Source organism: Klenkia sp. PcliD-1-E (assembly GCF_024124375.1).
In the GTDB taxonomy this organism is placed as follows: Bacteria; Actinomycetota; Actinomycetes; order Mycobacteriales; family Geodermatophilaceae; genus Klenkia.
This window is the reverse complement of record NZ_JAMXRZ010000094.1, coordinates 1-16,759: the sequence shown is the minus strand read 5'-3', so window position 1 is coordinate 16,759 and position 16,759 is coordinate 1. Positions and strand designations below refer to the sequence as shown.

The following is a 16,759-nucleotide window of genomic DNA, read 5'->3' as shown; positions in this document are numbered from 1 at the left end:
CGGGCGGTGCCGGCCAGCACTTCGAGACGGGCGGGCAGCTCCGCCGCGGGCACCCCGAGCCGGCCGGGCAGGGCCGGCAGGTCGACACCGGGCACGGCCGCCTCCACCTCGGCGGCCGGGCGGTCCTCGAACCAGCGCAGCACCACCGCCGCGCGTTCGGCACGGGTGAGCCCGGCCAGCGCGCCGGACAGCTCCGCGGCGGCCGCGGCGTCGGCCGGGGAGACCCACCACGCCGGCTCCGCGGCACCGGCCAGCACCACCTCCCGGCCCAGCCGACGGCGCAGGTGGGCGCGGACCACCCCGTCGACCCCGCCGCCCCGTACCAGCCCGCGGGCGAGCAGGTCCCGGGCGCCGGCGTCGCTGCCGGCCAGCAGGAACGCCGTCGGGAGGAGCTCCCGCCACCCGTGCTGCACGGGGCCAGTGTCCTCGGCCGCCACCGGGACGGCGACCTGCCGGACCGGCCGGGGAGTGGTCTGATCACCGGGTGCGCACACCGGACACCTGGGCCCGACGGATCTGGCGGGCGATCCGCGGCGCGCTGTGGCCCATCCCCGTCATCGGGGTCGTGGTCGCCATCGGGCTGGGCATCGCGTTGCCGGCGCTGGACGAGGCGCTCGAGGACGAGCGGGGGCAGAGCCCGCTCACCTTCGTCTTCGGGGGCGGCCCGGCAGCCGCCCGCGACGTGCTGTCCTCCATCTCCGGTTCGCTGATCTCGGTCACCGGGCTGGTGTTCTCCCTGACGGTCGTGGCCCTCCAGCTGAGCAGCAGCCAGTACTCACCCCGGGTGCTGCAGACCTTCGTCACCGACCGGGTGGTCCAGCTGACCCTCGGCCAGCTGGTGCTGACCTTCGTGTACGCGCTGACCGTGCTCCGCACCGTCCGCACGGAGAGCGCGACCTCGGGCTCGAGCGCGTTCGTGCCACGGTTGTCGGTCACGGTCGGGTACCTGCTGACGCTCGGGTCGGTGGTGGCCCTGCTGCTCTTCCTCGGTCACCTCACCCGGTCGCTGCGCGTGGAGACGATGCTGCGCGACGTCCACGACGAGGCCATGCGGACCTACGACGAGGAGCTGGGCAGCGAACCCGACGCGTCGGTGCCGCCTGCGCCCCCCGGCGTGCCGGTGCGGCTGGCCGTGGGTTCCAGCGGGTTCCTGGTCGGCCTCGACGAGGCCCGGATCGCCCGGGCCGCGGCCGAGGCCGGCGCGGTCGTGCTGCTCGACCCGCGGATCGGCGACGCCGTGCTGGCCCGGGTGCCGGTGGCCCACGTCTGGGTCCCGCCGGGGAAGGACCTCGACCCGCTGCAGCGCGCGCTGGAGGACGGCCTGCGACTGGCCCACGAGCGGACCTCGGACCGGGACATCGCCTACAGCCTGCGCAAGATCGTCGACATCGCCGTCCGCGCGCTCAGCCCCGGGGTGAACGACCCGACCACCGCCGTGCACGCCCTCAGCCACGTCTCGGCGCTGCTCGCGGACCTGGCGCACCGCCCCCTCGGCCCGGCGGTGACCCGCGACGAGGACGGCGACGTCCGCCTGGTGGTGCCGCAGTACGACTTCCCCGCCCTGGTCCGGCTGGGGCTGGAGGAGGTGCTGCAGTACGCCGAGGGCTCGCCCGCGGTGCTGCGCCGGGTCGCCGGGGTGCTGCGCGAGCTCGCCTGGCGGGCCCCGCGCGACCGCGCCCGGGACTGCCTGCCGGTCTGGTCGGACCGGCTGGGCGTGGTGGCCGGCCGCACCGCCGACCTGTCCGCGTCGGAGGTGCGGCAGTGGCGGGACGACGTCGAGGACGCCCTCGCCGGGCGCTGGGAGCCGACCTGGCCCTCCGCGCCGGCCACCCGGGAGCGCACCCTGGACCGGTGACCGGGGCCCCTGCCGCCGTGGTGGCCGCGTTGCGGGCCGCCGGGTGCGTGTTCGCCGAGGAGGAGGCCGCGCTCCTGGCCGCCGACGGCCGGGACCTCGATGCCCTCGTCGCCCGGCGGGTGGCCGGCGAACCGCTGGAGCAGGTGCTCGGCTGGGCGGCCTTCGCCGGCGTCCGGGTGCTGCTGGACCCCGGTGTCTTCGTGCCCCGCCAGCGCACCGCGCTGCTGGTCGAGCAGGCGGTGGCCCTCGGCGGCCAGGTGGTCGTCGACCTGTGCTGCGGCTCCGGCGCGGTCGGGCTGGCGGTGGCCGCGGGCCTCGGGGACGTCGAGCTGGTCGCCGCGGACGTCGACCCCGTCGCGGTGGCCTGCGCCCGCCGCAACGGGGTCGACGCCCGGGCCGGCGACCTGTTCGACGCCCTGCCGGGCACCCTGCGCGGGCGGGTCGACCTGCTCTGCGTGAACGCGCCCTACGTGCCCACCGCCGCGATCGCCGGCATGCCGCCCGAGGCCCGGGACCACGAGCCGACGGCGGCGCTGGACGGCGGCGCCGACGGGCTGGACCTGCACCGCCGCGTCGCCGCCGGGGCGGGGGGCTGGCTCGCCCCGGGCGGCTCGCTGCTGCTGGAGACCAGCGACGTCCAGGCCGACGGCACGCTGGCCGCGGTCGCCGCCGGCGGGCTGGCCGCGCGGCTGGTCACCGACGACGACCGCGGCGCCGCGGTCGTCGTCGGCACCCGGGTCAGGGGTTCGTGATCAGGTCCATGTTCAGCTGGGCGCCGGCCATCAGCCCGGCGGCCATCGCGGCGACCACCTGGCCCATCGGCTCCACCGCGTTCCCCGCCGCCCACACGCCCGGCACCGGGGTCCTCCCGGTGGGCTCGGCGACGACCTTCGTGCCCAGCACCAGGTCGCCCATCCGCAGGTCCTCGACCGGCAGGTCCAGCCCGGCCAGGTGGTCGGTGCGGGCCCGGACGAAGGTCGTGACGACCAGGGCCTCGCGGGCCACCACCTCGCCGGAGGCCAGCCGGACGCCCGACAGCCGGTCGTCGGTCACCTCCACCCCGGCCACGGTGCCCTCGACCACCCGCACGCCGCGCGCGGCCAGCGTGGCCCGCTCCTCGGCGGTCGGGTCGTACCCGTGCGCGACGAGGACGACGTCCGGGCTGAGCTGGGAGAACATCAGTGCCGAGTGCACCGACATCGGGCTGGTCGCCAGCACGCCGATCGCCCGGCCGCGCGCCTCGTAGCCGTGGCAGTACGGGCAGTGCAGCACGTCCCGACCCCACCGCTCCACCAGGCCGGGGACGTCGGGGAGCTCGTCCACCCCGCCGCCGGCCAGCAGCAGCCGGCGGGCCGTCAGCACCGCGCCGTCGGCCAGCTCGACCTCGAACCCGCCGTCGGTGCGCCGGGCGTCGACCACCCGGCCGCCCACCACCCGCCCGCCGTACGCCTCGAGCTCCCGCCGGCCGATGGCCAGCAGGTCACGAGGAGCGATGCCCTCGTGCCCCAGCACGTTGTGCGCCCCGTCCGCCGGCGCGTTGCGCGGCCGGTCGTCGTCCACGACCACCACCGACCGCAGCGAGCGGGCCAGTGCCTTCGCCCCGCTCAGCCCCGCCGGACCCCCACCGATGACCACCACGTCCGCATCCATGCCGTCGACGATGCGGCCGCCCGCGCCGGGGCCGCAACGAACCGTGCCGAACCGGCAAACCATCGCAGCTGTTCTCCTGCGGGTCGACCCACCTCGCCACCCCTTCGTCCGCGTTGTGGCACGGAGGAAGGGGCGGGGGCGCGGGTCGACCCAGGCTGTGGCTGCCCGGCCCCGCCGTCAGACGGTGACGCGGGGGAGGGGGACCAGCGGCTCGCGGCCCAGCTCGGACTTCGCCAGCGAGCGCAGGTGCACCTCGTCGGGCCCGTCGAACAGCCGCATCGCGCGGTGCCAGCCGGCCATCGCGGCCAGCGGGGTGACGTCGGTGACCCCGGCGCCGCCGTGGGTCTGGATCGCCCGGTCGATGACCGACGACGCCGCTCGCGGCACGGCGACCTTGGCCATCGCGACCAGGTCCTTGGCCGCCTTGTTGCCGTGGTCGTCGATGACCTGGCAGGCCTGGTGGCAGATCAGCCGGGCCTGGTCCAGCTCGATGCGGCTCTCGGCGATCTGCTGCTGCACCACGCCCTGCTCGGCCAGCGGCTTGCCGAACGCGACCCGCTCGGTCACCCGGGCCACCATCATCGCCAGCGCCCGCTCGGCCGCGCCGAGGGCACGCATGCAGTGGTGGATGCGGCCGGGTCCGAGCCGGGCCTGCGCGGCGGCGAACCCGCCGCCCTCCTCGCCGAGGACCGACGAGACCGGCACCCGCACGTCGTCGAAGCGCACCACGCCGTGCCCGTGCTGGTCGTGCTGGCCGAAGACCGGCAGGTCGCGCTCCACCGTGATGCCCGGGGTGTCGCGGGGGACGACGAGCATCGACTGCTGCCGGTGCTTGGGCCCAGCCGGGTCGGTCTTGCCCATGACCACCAGCACGGCGCAGCGCGGGTCGAGCACCCCCGAGGTCCACCACTTGCGGCCGTTGATGACGTAGTCGCCGCCGTCGCGCTCGATGCGGGTCTCGATGTTGGTGGCGTCGCTGCTGGCCACGGCGGGCTCGGTCATCGCGAACGCCGACCGGATCTCCCCGGCCAGCAGGGGCTCGAGCCACTGCTGCTTCTGCTCCGGGGTGCCCAGCAGGTGCAGCAGCTCCATGTTGCCGGTGTCGGGTGCGGCGCAGTTGGTGGCCTCGGGGAACAGGTCCAGGCTCCAGCCGGTCAGCTCGGCCAGCGGCGCGTACTCCAGCTGGGTCAGCCCGGACTCGCTCGGCAGGAACAGGTTCCACAGGCCCTGCGCCCTCGCCTCGGCCTTGAGCTCCTCGACGACCGGCGGCACGTCGTGGCCGTGGGGACCGGCTTCGCGGCGGGACCGCTCGTACCCGGCCTCGGCCGGCAGCACCTTCTCGCGCAGGAAGTCCACCATCCGGGCGTGCAGGTCGGTCGCACGGCTTGACGGGGTGGCGAGGGAGTGGGTCATGATCAGCCTTCCTGAACACGTGCGCCGGTGCACGGTGGCGGCACGCTAGCAGCGGGGTCCGACCGTCCCGGGGGAGGAAGGGAGCCGTGGTCGCGGAGATCGGTGCCGCCATCCGCCGGTTGCGCACCGTGCGCGGGATCAGCCTGCGCGCGCTGGCGGCCGGCCTCGGGGTGAGCCCGGCGACGCTGAGCGCGGTGGAGAACGGGCACACCGGCATCAGCGCCGTCCGGGTGGCCGCCGTCGCCGAGCTGCTCGGCGTCCCGGTGGCCCGGGTGTTCGACCCCGACGGCCGTGGCCCGGGCCCCGGCGTCCTCAGCGGGCTCCCGGCCCCCGGGCCGCCGGCCGCCCTGGACGGCGACTGGCGCAGCTACGGCCCGCTGCGGCTGGACCCGGCGCTGACCGCTGCCCTCGCCGGGTTCGTCGAGGTGGGTTACCACGGGTCCACCATCCGCACGATCGCCGCGCGGGCCGGGCTGTCGGTCTCCGGGCTCTACCACTACTACGAGAGCAAGTACGACATGCTCGTCGCGCTGCTGGACCGCACGATGGCCGACCTGGACGCCCGGGTCCGGGCCGCCCGGGCGGAGGGTGCCGACCCGGTGCAGCGGGTCGCGCTGCTGGTGGAGTGCCTGGCGTTGTTCCACTCCCACCGGCGGGCCACGGCCTTCCTCGGCGCCAGCGAGATGCGCAGCCTGGCGCCGGCGGACTACCAGCGGGTGGCCGCGATCCGGCGGACCCAGCAGCGGGCCGTCGACGAGGAGGTGGCCGCCGCCGTGGCCATCGGGCAGCTGTCGGTCGCCGACCCGCGGGCGGGTGCCCGCGCGGTCGTCACGCTGTGCACCGCGATCCCGCAGTGGTTCCGGCCCGACGGCCCGCTGAGCCCGGAGGACCTCGCCGAGCAGTACGTCGAGTACGCGCTCCGGCTGCTGGGTCGCCCACCGTTGCGCGACGACGGCGTGCGCCTTGACCACCCGTGAGTGTGACCTGCATCATCCTGCACGCCAGCGCCGACCGGACGATCGTCCGGTCGTGCCGGTCCCTGCCGCTCGACGAGGAGACGACATGACCAGCACCGAGAAGCCCGCGGTCCCCGACCTGACCGACCTGCTCGCCGACTCGCCCACCAACTGGGGCAAGTGGGGTCCCGACGACGAGGTGGGCGCGCTGAACTACCTCACCGCCGACGAGGTGCTGCGCGGCATCGCGCACGTGACGAAGGGCGAGGTGCACACGCTGCAGCGCCTCATCGGCGACCCGAAGGGCGACCCGGTGTGGCCCGGCCGCACCCCGGCCGAGCGCACCCAGGTCCTCGACGAGTCCACCTGGGACGGCGACGACGCCCCCGCCTACCCGGGCGGCCTGCACTACGCCGACGACAAGATCAACGCCTTCCTGCAGGGCTCGACGCAGTACGACGCGCTGGGCCACGTCTGGTACGGCGGCAAGATCTGGAACGGGTTCGACGCCCGCACCACCGTCGGCGGCCTGCAGAAGGCCAGCGTCGAGCCGATCGCGCAGAAGGGCGTCGTCGGCCGCGGCATCCTGCTGGACATGGCCCGCTTCCGCGGCAAGCGCACGCTGGACAAGGCCGAGACCTTCACGCACACCGACCTGGAGGAGTGCGCGCGGGCCCAGGGCACCGAGATCCAGAAGCGGGACGTGCTTGTCATCCGCACGAACTTCCTGCAGCTGTTCCACGACCAGGGCGAGGCGTTCTACGAGGGGTTCTGCGAGCCGGGCCTGGTCTACAGCCCCGAGCTGGTGCAGTGGTTCCAGGACATGGAGATCCCCAACCTGGTCACCGACACCATCGCCAACGAGGTCACCTTCGACCCCAACAACGGGACGGCGCTGCCCCTGCACAGCGCGCTGATGCGCAACCTCGGCGTGACCCTCACCGAGATCGCCGACCTGGAGACCCTCGCCGACAGCTGCGCCGCGGACGGCCAGTACACGTTCCTGTACGCCGCCGCCCCGCTGAAGGTGCACCTGGGCTCGGGGTCGCCGGTGAACCCGCTGGCGATCAAGTGAGCGTCTACACCGACAAGCCGTGGCTGGCCCTCTACTCCGACGGCCAGCCGGCCTCGATCACCCCCGAGCACGCCACCCTGCTCGACGTCTTCCGGGCCACGGTGTCGGCGACCCCGGACGCGGTGGCGATCCGCTACTTCGACGGCACGCTGACCTACGCCGACCTCGACGCGGCCTCCGACGCCCTCGCCCTGGGGCTGCTGGAGGGCGGGTTCGCCCGCGGCGACCGGATGGGCCTGTACGTGCAGAACGACCCGGCGTTCGTCATCGGGCTGCTCGGCGCGTGGAAGGCCGGCGGCGCGGCGGTGGCCATCAACCCGATGAACAAGGCCGCCGAGCTGACCTACCTGCTCACCGACTCCGGGGCCACCGCGCTGCTGTGCCTGGACGAGCTGTACGACACCGTGGCCCGCGGGGTGCTGCCGGAGACGTCGGTGCGCACGGTCATCACCTGCTCGGGCCTGGACCACCAGACCCGCGCCGACCCCCGGCTGTTCGAGGGCACGACGAAGTCCACCCCCGAGGGCACCACGGACCTCGACGGCCTGGTCACCCGGTTCGCCGGGCAGCGGCCGCCGCCGGTGGAGCTGTCCGGGGACGACATCGGCGTGCTGACCTACACCTCGGGCACGACCGGCCGGCCCAAGGGTGCGATGAACACGCACTCGACGATGACGTTCAACGCCTGCACCTACCGCGAGTGGATGCGGCTGGGCCCGGACGACGTGGTGCTGGGCGTCGCCCCGCTGTTCCACATCACCGGGCTGATCGGGCACGTGGCCATCGCGATGCTGGTGGGCTGCCCGCTGGTCATCGCGCACCGGTTCCACCCCGACGTCGTCCTGGAGGCGATCCGGGAGCACCGGCCGACGTTCACCGTCGGGGCCATCGCGGTGTTCATCGCCCTCGGCAACGCCGAGGGCGCCGCCCGGGAGGACTTCTCCTCCCTGCGGGCGGTCTACTCCGGCGGCGCGCCGATCGCGCCGGCGGTGACCGACCAGCTGGAGGAGAAGCTCGGCGTCTACGTGCACAACATCTACGGGCTGACCGAGACCAACAGCCCCTCGCACGGCGTGCCGATGGGCGTGAAGGCCCCGGTCGACGAGAACTCGGGTGCGCTCAGCGTCGGGGTGCCGGTCTACGACACCGTCGTCCGGGTGCTCGGCGAGGACGGCGAGGAGGTCCCCGTCGGCGAGGTGGGCGAGTTCGCCACCTCGGGGCCGCAGGTCGTGCCCGGGTACTGGGAGCGGCCCGACGCCACCGCAGAGTCCATCCCGGGCGGGGAGCTGCGCACCGGCGACGTCGGCTTCATGGACGCCCAGGGCTGGTTCTTCCTGGTCGACCGCAAGAAGGACATGATCAACGCGGCCGGCTACAAGGTGTGGCCGCGCGAGGTGGAGGACGTGCTCTACGGGCACCCCGCCGTCCGCGAGGTCGCCGTGGTGGGCATCCCCGACGAGGTGCGCGGCGAGACGGTCAAGGCCTACGTCTCCGCCAAGCCGGGGGCCGCCGTCGACCCCGACGAGGTCATCGCCTGGGCGAAGGAGCGGATGGCGGCCTACAAGTACCCGCGGTACGTCGAGGTGGTCGAGGAGCTGCCCAAGACCACCACGGGGAAGATCCTCCGGCGCGAGCTGCGTGCCCGGGGGTGAGCGCGGCACTCCCTTCCGGCAGGTTCCGTACCGCATACTGCACGCGTGACCACGACGCGTGGTGATGGCAGCGACCGGGTCGTGCTCCAGGCGCGGCTCGCGGTCGCGACCGCCGCCGCGGGCCTGGGCCTGTGGGACTGGGACCTGGTCACCGACGAGCTGGTCTGGGACGACCGCAGCCGGGCCATCTTCGGGCTGACCGGCGTCGAGCTCTCCGGCACCGTCGCCGACATCGACCTGGCCATCCACCCCGACGACCGGCCGGTCGTGCAGGGCGCGCTCGACGAGGCCATCGTCGGCGGTGACCTGCTGGACGTGGAGTTCCGGGTCGTGCACCCCGACGGCGCCGTGCGGTGGGTCGCGGCGCTGGGCCGGGTCCTCCCGGACGACACCGGCGCCCCCGTGCGGATGGTCGGCACCAACGTCGACGTCACCGACGGCCGCGAGGCCGCCCAGCAGCAGTTCGCCGACGCCACCCGGATGGCCGGCCTGGTGCGGGTCGCCGAGGAGCTGGGCGGCACCGAGACCGTCGGCGCCGCGCTGGCGGTGGTCACCCGGCACGCGTCCCAGGCGCTGGGCACCACCGGGGTCATCCTCTGCCTGACCGACGACGACGGGTCGGCCGTGACCACCTACGTCGACGCCCCGCTGGACGCCGAGACGGTCGACACCGTGCGGCGGCTGCCCGCGGGGTTCCCGCTGCCGATGGTCGACTCCGCCGTCCACGGCCGGGCGCACTTCGTGCCCGACCTGGAGGCCGCCGCGGCGCAGTTCCCCGGTGGGGTCGGGATCTGGCGCCGGTCCGGCGTGCGGTCGGGGTGCTCGGTGCCGCTGCGCTCGGCCCGGCGGCTCATCGGGTCGCTGGCGCTGGGGCACCGCGTCGACCGGCACTGGCGGCCGGCCGACCGGGAGTTCGTCGGGGCGCTGGGCGCGCTCACCGCCCAGACGCTGACCCGGATCGCCTCGACCGAGGCCGCGGCCGCCGCCGCGTCGGCGGTGGCCCGCCTGGCCGAGACGCTGCAGCGCTCGCTGCTCACCGCACCGCCCGAGCCCGACCACCTGCACGTCGTGCCGCGGTACCTGCCGGCCGCGGCCGAGGCGCAGGTCGGCGGCGACTGGTACGACGCCTTCCTCGGTCCCGACGGCGCCACCCACCTGGTCATCGGCGACGTCACCGGTCACGACCGGGAGGCGGCCGCGGCGATGGGGCAGCTGCGCAACGTGCTGCGCGGCATCGTGTGGGCCTCGGGCGGCGCGCCGGCGGAGGTGCTCACCACCCTCGACCGCGCGGTCACCGGCCTCGACGTCGGCACGCTGGCCACCGTGCTGGTCGCCCGGGTGGAGCAGGTCCCCGGGGGCCGGCTGCTGCGCTGGTCGAACGCCGGGCACCCTGCACCCCTGCTGGTCGACGCCGACGGCGAGGTGGTGCTGCTGGAGGGCCGCGACCTGCTGCTCGGCGTCGACCACACCGCCCCCCGGCACGACCACGAGGTCCCGCTGGCGCCGGGCAGCACGCTGCTGCTGCACACCGACGGCCTCGTCGAGCGGCGCGGCAGCGACCTGGACGCCGGCACCGCCCGGCTCGTGCAGACCGTGGGCCGGCTGGTGCGCGCCGGGGTGGGCCTGGACGAGCTGTGCGACCGGGTGCTGGCCACCGTGCCGCGCCACCCCGAGGACGACGTCGCGCTGATCGCGCTGCGCGCCCACGCCGAGGACCTGCCCCGCCCGCGGGAGGCCGGCCCGGCCGTCGTGCCCGAGGTGCCCAGCCCCGCCGGGTAGCGTCGCGCCCAACCACGGCAGTGCGCAGGAAACCGGTGCGATCCCGGTGCGGTCCCGCCACTGTGACCCCTCCCCGGGGGAGCCAGACACTGCGGCTGCCGTGCCCCACGAACTCCGGGCGCGGACCCGGGGGAAGGCTCACGGTGCGCACCTTCACGCTGCTCTCCACGTCCGACACCGACCTGCTGGCCGCCCGCACGAGCGACTCGGACTGGCGGCTGGGCAACCCCTACCGCGTCGGCGACCTCGTCGAGTTCGCCCGCGGCACCGACCTCGTGGTCTTCCGGATCCTGGGGTCCCGGCGGAAGTACGAGGACATGGTCCGCCCGCTGCTGGACCTCGGCGTCCCGGTCGTGGTGCTGGGCGGGGAGCAGCTGCCCGACGCCGAGCTGATGGAGCTCTCGACCGTGCCGATGGGCGTGGCCACCGAGGCGCACGCCTACCTCGCGCAGGGCGGCCCGGACAACATCGTGCAGCTGCACCGGTTCCTCGCCGACACCGTGCTGCTGGACGGCGAGGGCTTCGAGGCGCCGGCCGTCGCCCCCGACTGGGGCGTCGTCGAGCGGGCCACCACGGTGACCGGGCCGCGGATCGCCGTCCTGTACTACCGGGCGCACCACCTGGCCGGGAACACCGCGTTCGTCGACACCCTCTGCGCCGAGGTCGAGACCGCCGGCGGGGTCCCCGTACCGGTGTACTGCGCCTCGCTGCGGTCGGTGGACCCCACGATGCTCGAGGTGCTGCGCACCGTCGACGCCATGGTCGTCACCGTGCTCGCCGCCGGCGGTTCGCGGCCGGCCACCGCCCAGGCCGGTGGGGACGACGGCGCCTGGGACGTCGGCGAGCTCGCCCGCCTCGACGTCCCGGTGATCCAGGGCCTGGTGCTGGGCAGCGACCGCGAGACCTGGGCCGGCAACGACGACGGCCTCTCCCCGCTCGACGTCGGCAACCAGGTCGCCATCCCCGAGTTCGACGGCCGGGTCATCACCGTGCCCTTCTCCTTCAAGGAGGTCGACGCCGACGGCCTGACCTCCTACGTGCCCGACCCCGAGCGCGCCGCCCGCGTCGCCGGGATCGCCGTCGCCCACGCCCGGCTCCGGCACACCCCGCCCGCGCAGCGCAAGGTCGTGGTGATGCTGTCGGCGTACCCGACCAAGCACGCCCGGATCGGCAACGCGGTGGGGCTGGACACGCCCGCCTCCGTCGTCCGGCTGCTGGCCGCCATGGCCGGGCAGGGCTACGACATCGGCCCGTTCGACGGGCCCGGCTCGCTGCCCGGCGTCGCGGACCTGGACGGCGACGCCCTGGTGCACGCGCTCATCGAGGCCGGCGGCCAGGACCCCGACTGGCTCACCGCCGAGCAGCTGTCCGGCAACCCGGTGCGCATCCCCGCCGCGGCGTACCGCGCCTGGTTCGACACCCTGCCCGCCGAGCTCACCGACCGCATGGTCGAGCACTGGGGCCCGCCGCCGGGGCAGCTGTTCGTCGACCCGACCGACGACTGCATCGTCTTCGCCGCGCTGCGGGCCGGCAACGTCGTGGTGATGGTGCAGCCCCCGCGCGGGTTCGGCGAGAACCCGATCGCGATCTACCACGACCCCGACCTGCCGCCCAGCCACCACTACCTGGCCGCCTACCACTGGCTGCGCTCGGAGTTCGGCGCGCACGCGCTGGTGCACGTGGGCAAGCACGGCAACCTGGAGTGGATGCCGGGCAAGACCGTCGGGCTCTCGGCGTCCTGCGCGCCCGACGCCGCGCTGGGCGACCTGCCGGTGGTCTACCCGTTCCTGGTCAACGACCCGGGCGAGGGGTCGCAGGCCAAGCGCCGGGCGCACGCCGTGCTGGTCGACCACATGGTGCCGCCGATGGCCCGCGCCGACTCCTACGGCGACATCGCCCGGCTGGAGCAGCTGCTCGACGAGCACGCCAACATCGCCGCGATGGACCCGCCGAAGCTGCCGGCCATCCGCCAGCAGATCTGGACGCTCATCCAGGCCGCGAAGATGGACCACGACCTGGGCCTCGCGGACCGGCCGCACGACGCCGAGTTCGACGAGATGATCCTGCACGTCGACGGCTGGCTGTGCGCCATCAAGGACTCCCAGATCCGCGACGGCCTGCACGTCTTCGGCTCGCCCCCCGAGGGCGACGCCCGGGTCGGCCTGGTGCTGGCCATCCTGCGCGCCCGCCAGATCTGGGGCGGCGCGGTCGCGATGCCGGGCCTGCGCGAGGCGCTGGGCCTGGCCGAGGACGGGACGGCGGGCCTGGCGGAGACCGATGCGGTCGAGGCCCGGGCGCTGGCGCTGGTGCAGGGCCTGGAGGACGCCGGCTGGGTGTCCTCCGCCGTCGCCCCGGTCGTGCTCGACGTCCTGGGCGCGCCGCACGCCGAGGTCGAGCGGGTGCTGCACTTCGCCGTCGACGAGCTGGTGCCCCGGCTCGCCCGCACCACCGACGAGATCGACCTGGCCCTGCACGCCCTGGACGGCGGGTACGTCCCGGCCGGGCCGTCGGGTTCGCCGCTGCGCGGGCTGGTCAACGTGCTGCCGACCGGGCGGAACTTCTACTCCGTCGACCCGCGCGCCGTGCCCTCGCGGCTGGCCTGGGAGACCGGGCAGGGCCTGGCCGACGGGCTGCTGGAGCGCTACCGGTCCGAGGAGGGGTCCTGGCCCCGGTCGGTCGGGCTCTCGGTGTGGGGCACCTCGGCGATGCGGACCAGCGGCGACGACGTCGCCCAGGTGCTGGCGCTGCTCGGCGTCCGGCCGGTCTGGGACGAGGCCTCGCGCCGGGTCAAGGAGCTCGAGCCGATCCCGCTGGCCGAGCTGGAGCGGCCGCGGATCGACGTCACGGTCCGCATCTCCGGGTTCTTCCGGGACGCCTTCCCGCACGTGGTGACCATGCTCGACGACGCCGTCACCCTGGTCGCCGGCCTGGAGGAGTCGCCCGAGGACAACTACGTGCGCGCCCACGTGGACGCCGACGTCGCCGAGCACGGCGACCGCCGGCGGGCCACCACCCGGGTCTTCGGCTCCAAGCCCGGCGCCTACGGGGCCGGCTTGCTGTCGCTGATCGACAGCCGCGACTGGCGCACCGACGCCGACCTCGCCGAGGTGTACGCGGTGTGGGGCGGCTACGCCTACGGCCGCGACCTGGACGGCGTCGCCGCGCGCGGTGACATGGAGACGGCGTACCGGCGGATCGCGGTGGCGGCCAAGAACATCGACACCCGCGAGCACGACATCGCCGACTCCGACGACTACTTCCAGTACCACGGCGGGATGGTCGCCACGGTGCGCGCGCTGACCGGCGCCTCGCCCAAGGCCTACGTCGGCGACTCCACCCGGCCCGAGCACGTGCGCACCCGCTCGCTGGTCGAGGAGACCTCGCGGGTGTTCCGCGCCCGGGTGGTCAACCCGAAGTGGATCGCCGCGATGCGCCGGCACGGCTACAAGGGCGCCTTCGAGATGGCCGCGACGGTGGACTACCTGTTCGGCTACGACGCCACGACCGGGGTGGTCGCCGACTGGATGTACGAGAAGCTGACCCAGAGCTACGTGCTGGACCCGGAGAACCGGGCGTTCCTGGAGGAGTCCAACCCCTGGGCGCTGCACGGCATCGCCGAGCGGCTGCTGGAGGCCGTGGACCGGTCTCTGTGGGCCTCACCGGACCCCGACGTCCTGGCCCAGCTGCAGCAGGCCTACCTGGAGACCGAGGGCGACCTGGAGGCCGGCCCCCGCACCCCGGCCGACCGCTGAGGCGGCGCGGCCCCGCGAGTGTGCAGTTCGCGGGGTCGCCGAACCCGGTTCGACCCCGCGAACTGCACACTCGACCGCCCCGTCCCGTGGAGGACCCCGTGATCCGTCGTCGTACCGCTCTGCTCGTCCTGCCCGCCGCGTTGCTGCTGGCCGCGTGCGGCTCCTCGTCGGACGGGGGGACGGCGTCCTCGTCGGGCGGGGCCACGACCTCGTCGCCCGCGGTCCAGGGGCCGACGACCGGTGCTGCGGCGTGCACGAGCGCGCCGGCCACCGCGGAGGCGCCGTCCTCGGTGTCGGCGGACCTCTCCGTGCAGCCGGAGGTGACCGGGACCGACGCCCCGCCGCCGTGCGGCCTGGTGGTCGCCGACGTGGTGGTCGGGGACGGGCCGGTGGCGGAGTCGGGGTCGGCAGTCGAGGTGAAGTACGTGGGCGCCTTCTACGACACGGGGCAGACGTTCGACGCCTCCTGGAACCGGGGCGCGGACTCCACGCTGCCCTTCACCGCCGGTGCCGGCCGGGTGATCCAGGGCTTCGACCAGGGCGTGCAGGGCATGGCGGTGGGTGGCCGGCGGGTCATCACCATCCCCAGCGACCTGGGCTACGGCCCGGCCGGCCAGGGCCCGATCCCCGGCGGCGCCACCCTCGTCTTCGTGGTGGACCTGGTCTCCGTCAGCTGACGCGCCCCGGCGATTCCACGTCGCGGCTGCTCAGCGCAGGAGGACGGCGGCCGCGAGCAGGACCGCGGTCGCCGTGACCTCGCCGGTGGCGCCCATGACGTCGCCGTTCACCCCGCCCAGCCGCGCGCGGGCCCGCCGGTGCAGCAGCTCGCCACCGACCAGCCCCAGCGCGCCGGCCGCCACCAGCCGGGCGCCGAGCGCGAGGTCGCCCAGCCAGGCCGCCGTCCCGAGCACGCAGAGGACGGCGACGACGGCGCAGCCGGCCAGCCACACCCGCGACACCGTGCCGGCGACGGCCGCGGCCAGCGACGAGCCCGCCGCGACGGGGACGCCGGGCAGGCCGCAGCGGGACATGGCCAGCCGGGCGGCGACCACCGCGGTCCACAGCGCCAGCCAGCCGCCGTCCACCGTGAGCAGCGAGGCCAGGCAGGCGACCTGCAGCAGCAGGGTGAGCACCAGCACGGCGACGCCGAAGGGCCCGACGTCCCCGGCGCGCATGACCTCCAGCGCCCGCTCCCTGCCGCGCAGCGGGCCCAGGCCGTCGGCGGTGTCGGCCAGCCCGTCCAGGTGCAGGCCACGGGTCAGCCAGGCCAGCAGCCCGACCGCCAGCACTGCGCCGATGAGCGGGGAGGCGTACCGGGCGCCCAGCCAGCCGGAGAGGGAGGCGAGGTCACCCAGCACCAGCCCGACCAGCGGCGCCCACGGCAGCACACCCTGCGGCGACGGGTTGCCCCGCACGCGGGCGACGGTCAGCCAGGCGAAGGCGGCCCTCACCGCAGGCGCTGGGGCAGCCCGGCGACGACGAACCACACCTCGTCGGCGGTGGCGGCCAGCCGCTGGTTGACCGTGCCCAGGGTGTCGCGGAACAGCCGGCCCGAGGTGGTCTCGGGGACGACGCCGAGGCCGACCTCGTCGCTGACCGCCACCACGTGCGCCGGGGTCATCACCCACGCCTCGAGCAGCTCGTCCACCCGCCGGGAGAGCCGGTCGTGGGCGCGCCGGCCGCCGTCCCACACGCCGCTGGCGTCCATCATCGCCGTCACCCAGGTGGTGACCGAGTCGACCAGGTAGGTGCCGGGCAGCACCAGCTCGCCGGGGTTGGTCGTCTCCTTGGTGGCCCAGGTCGCCGGCCGGCGGGCGCGGTGGGCGGCGATGCGGGCGGTCCACTCCGCGTCGTCCGGGCGGGGGTCGGAGGTGGCCAGGTAGGTGACGTCGTCCCGGCCCTCGAGCAGCGACTCGGCGTGCGCGGACTTCCCGGACCGGGAGCCGCCCAGCACCAGCGTGCGGCTCACAGCTCGAGCCGGGTGATCGAGCCGTTGTGCGGGGTGGTGTGCGGCATCGCCTCGGGGCCGCCGCCGGCGACGACGGCCTGCGCGGCCCGGATCGTGTCGCCGTGGGTGACCAGGGCGACGACGTCGGCCGGGGGAGCGGCCTGCAGGTCCGACAGGTAGGCGGCCACCCGGGCGTGCAGCTGGGCGAGGGACTCCCCGCCCTCGGCCGCCCAGTGCACGTCGGTCCAGTCCACGACGTCCCACAGCTCGCGGGAGGGCCGGCCCTCCAGCACGCCGTAGCCCTGCTCGCGCAGCGCCGGGGTGGTGGTGAACCGGCGCCCGGTGGCGGCCATGCAGTGCTCGGCGGTCTGCACGGCGCGGTGCAGGTCGCTGGCCACCATCGCCCCGGGCCGCAGCTGCGCGAGCTCGGCGGCCGCGGCGCGGGCCTGCTCGTGCCCCAGCCCGGACAGCGGCACGTGCGCCGTCTGGCCCTGCATGAGGCCCGCGGCGTTCCAGGTGCTCTGTCCGTGGCGGACGAGCAGGACGGTGGTCATCGAGGGGGAGCCTAGGGGCCCGGTTACCGTGCCCCGGGTGACCATCCCGATGCGGCCACCCACCGACGGCCCCGGCGCGGCCGCCCTCGGCGCCCGGCGCGGCGCCCCCCGCAGCCGCCCGGCCG

14 protein-coding genes and 1 riboswitch are annotated in these 16,759 nt (G+C 75.2%); of the genes, 8 read left to right on the top strand and 6 right to left on the bottom strand.

What is annotated here, in order from left to right; translation table 11 throughout:
• A partial coding sequence (locus NH342_RS16920) for a hypothetical protein (RefSeq protein WP_253016458.1) occupies positions 1–413 on the bottom strand: 413 nt, incomplete at its 3' end.
• A gap of 71 nt (positions 414–484) precedes the next feature.
• Here NH342_RS16920 and NH342_RS16915 point away from each other — a divergent pair.
• Both NH342_RS16915 and NH342_RS16910 read left to right on the top strand, forming a co-directional pair.
• Complete coding sequence (locus NH342_RS16915) at positions 485–1,855, top strand: DUF2254 domain-containing protein (RefSeq protein ID WP_253016456.1); 1,371 nt, start codon at positions 485–487, stop codon at positions 1,853–1,855.
• Positions 1,852–2,607, top strand: coding sequence for a putative protein N(5)-glutamine methyltransferase (locus NH342_RS16910; protein WP_253016454.1), 756 nt, complete (start codon positions 1,852–1,854; stop codon positions 2,605–2,607). Before NH342_RS16915 ends, NH342_RS16910 begins: the two co-directional genes overlap by 4 nt.
• Here the strand turns inward: NH342_RS16910 and NH342_RS16905 are convergent.
• Both NH342_RS16905 and NH342_RS16900 read right to left on the bottom strand, forming a co-directional pair.
• Positions 2,594–3,505 (bottom strand): NAD(P)/FAD-dependent oxidoreductase, encoded by a 912-nt coding sequence (locus tag NH342_RS16905; RefSeq protein WP_253016452.1) that lies wholly within the window; start codon positions 3,503–3,505, stop codon positions 2,594–2,596. The two genes, NH342_RS16910 and NH342_RS16905, sit on opposite strands and share 14 nt — an antisense overlap.
• A 177-nt stretch (positions 3,506–3,682) precedes the next feature.
• Entirely contained in the window at positions 3,683–4,918 is a 1,236-nt protein-coding gene (locus tag NH342_RS16900) for an acyl-CoA dehydrogenase family protein (RefSeq protein ID WP_253016450.1), read from the bottom strand.
• 86 nt (positions 4,919–5,004) lie between these two features.
• Between NH342_RS16900 and NH342_RS16895 the strand changes: the two genes are divergently transcribed.
• The 6 genes from NH342_RS16895 to NH342_RS16870 all read left to right on the top strand — a co-directional run bounded on the left by NH342_RS16895 (position 5,005) and on the right by NH342_RS16870 (position 14,809).
• The gene (locus NH342_RS16895; RefSeq protein ID WP_253016448.1) at positions 5,005–5,895 is read left to right on the top strand and encodes a TetR family transcriptional regulator; all 891 of its coding nucleotides are present in this window, start codon (positions 5,005–5,007) and stop codon (positions 5,893–5,895) included.
• Between the two features lie 85 nt (positions 5,896–5,980).
• Complete coding sequence (locus tag NH342_RS16890; RefSeq protein WP_253016446.1) at positions 5,981–6,949, top strand: cyclase family protein; 969 nt, start codon at positions 5,981–5,983, stop codon at positions 6,947–6,949.
• Entirely contained in the window at positions 6,946–8,601 is a 1,656-nt protein-coding gene (locus NH342_RS16885) for a class I adenylate-forming enzyme family protein (RefSeq protein WP_253016444.1), read from the top strand. The genes NH342_RS16890 and NH342_RS16885 overlap by 4 nt, the downstream gene beginning before the upstream one ends.
• Before the next feature lie 45 nt (positions 8,602–8,646).
• A complete protein-coding gene (locus NH342_RS16880; protein WP_253016442.1) occupies positions 8,647–10,380 on the top strand; it encodes a SpoIIE family protein phosphatase in 1,734 nt (577 codons plus the stop codon).
• Positions 10,381–10,405: 25 nt separating this feature from the next.
• Positions 10,406–10,472: riboswitch (cobalamin riboswitch) on the top strand.
• Positions 10,473–10,523: 51 nt separating this feature from the next.
• Positions 10,524–14,132 (top strand): cobaltochelatase subunit CobN, encoded by a 3,609-nt coding sequence (gene cobN / locus NH342_RS16875; protein WP_253016440.1) that lies wholly within the window; start codon positions 10,524–10,526, stop codon positions 14,130–14,132.
• Between the two features lie 98 nt (positions 14,133–14,230).
• Positions 14,231–14,809 (top strand): FKBP-type peptidyl-prolyl cis-trans isomerase, encoded by a 579-nt coding sequence (locus tag NH342_RS16870; protein WP_253016438.1) that lies wholly within the window; start codon positions 14,231–14,233, stop codon positions 14,807–14,809.
• 30 nt (positions 14,810–14,839) lie between these two features.
• Here NH342_RS16870 and NH342_RS16865 read toward each other — a convergent pair whose 3' ends face one another.
• From NH342_RS16865 to NH342_RS16855, 3 genes are read right to left on the bottom strand one after another with little or no spacing between them, the layout of a single operon-like run.
• Complete coding sequence (locus tag NH342_RS16865) at positions 14,840–15,583, bottom strand: adenosylcobinamide-GDP ribazoletransferase (protein WP_253016436.1); 744 nt, start codon at positions 15,581–15,583, stop codon at positions 14,840–14,842.
• Positions 15,580–16,101, bottom strand: coding sequence for a bifunctional adenosylcobinamide kinase/adenosylcobinamide-phosphate guanylyltransferase (gene cobU, locus NH342_RS16860; RefSeq protein WP_253016434.1), 522 nt, complete (start codon positions 16,099–16,101; stop codon positions 15,580–15,582). The genes NH342_RS16865 and cobU overlap by 4 nt, the downstream gene beginning before the upstream one ends.
• Entirely contained in the window at positions 16,098–16,634 is a 537-nt protein-coding gene (locus NH342_RS16855) for a histidine phosphatase family protein (RefSeq protein WP_253016432.1), read from the bottom strand. The genes cobU and NH342_RS16855 overlap by 4 nt, the downstream gene beginning before the upstream one ends.
• Positions 16,635–16,759: the final 125 nt, after the last annotated feature.

Bases quoted from the DNA above. Each gene is read 5' to 3' on its own strand.
- NH342_RS16855 (WP_253016432.1), bottom strand. From the start codon at position 16,634: ATGACCACCGTCCTGCTCGTCCGCCACGGACAGAGCACCTGGAACGCC.
- NH342_RS16890 (WP_253016446.1), top strand. From the start codon at position 5,981: ATGACCAGCACCGAGAAGCCCGCGGTCCCCGACCTGACCGACCTGCTC.
- NH342_RS16905 (WP_253016452.1), bottom strand. From the start codon at position 3,505: ATGGATGCGGACGTGGTGGTCATCGGTGGGGGTCCGGCGGGGCTGAGC.
- NH342_RS16900 (WP_253016450.1), bottom strand. From the start codon at position 4,918: ATGACCCACTCCCTCGCCACCCCGTCAAGCCGTGCGACCGACCTGCAC.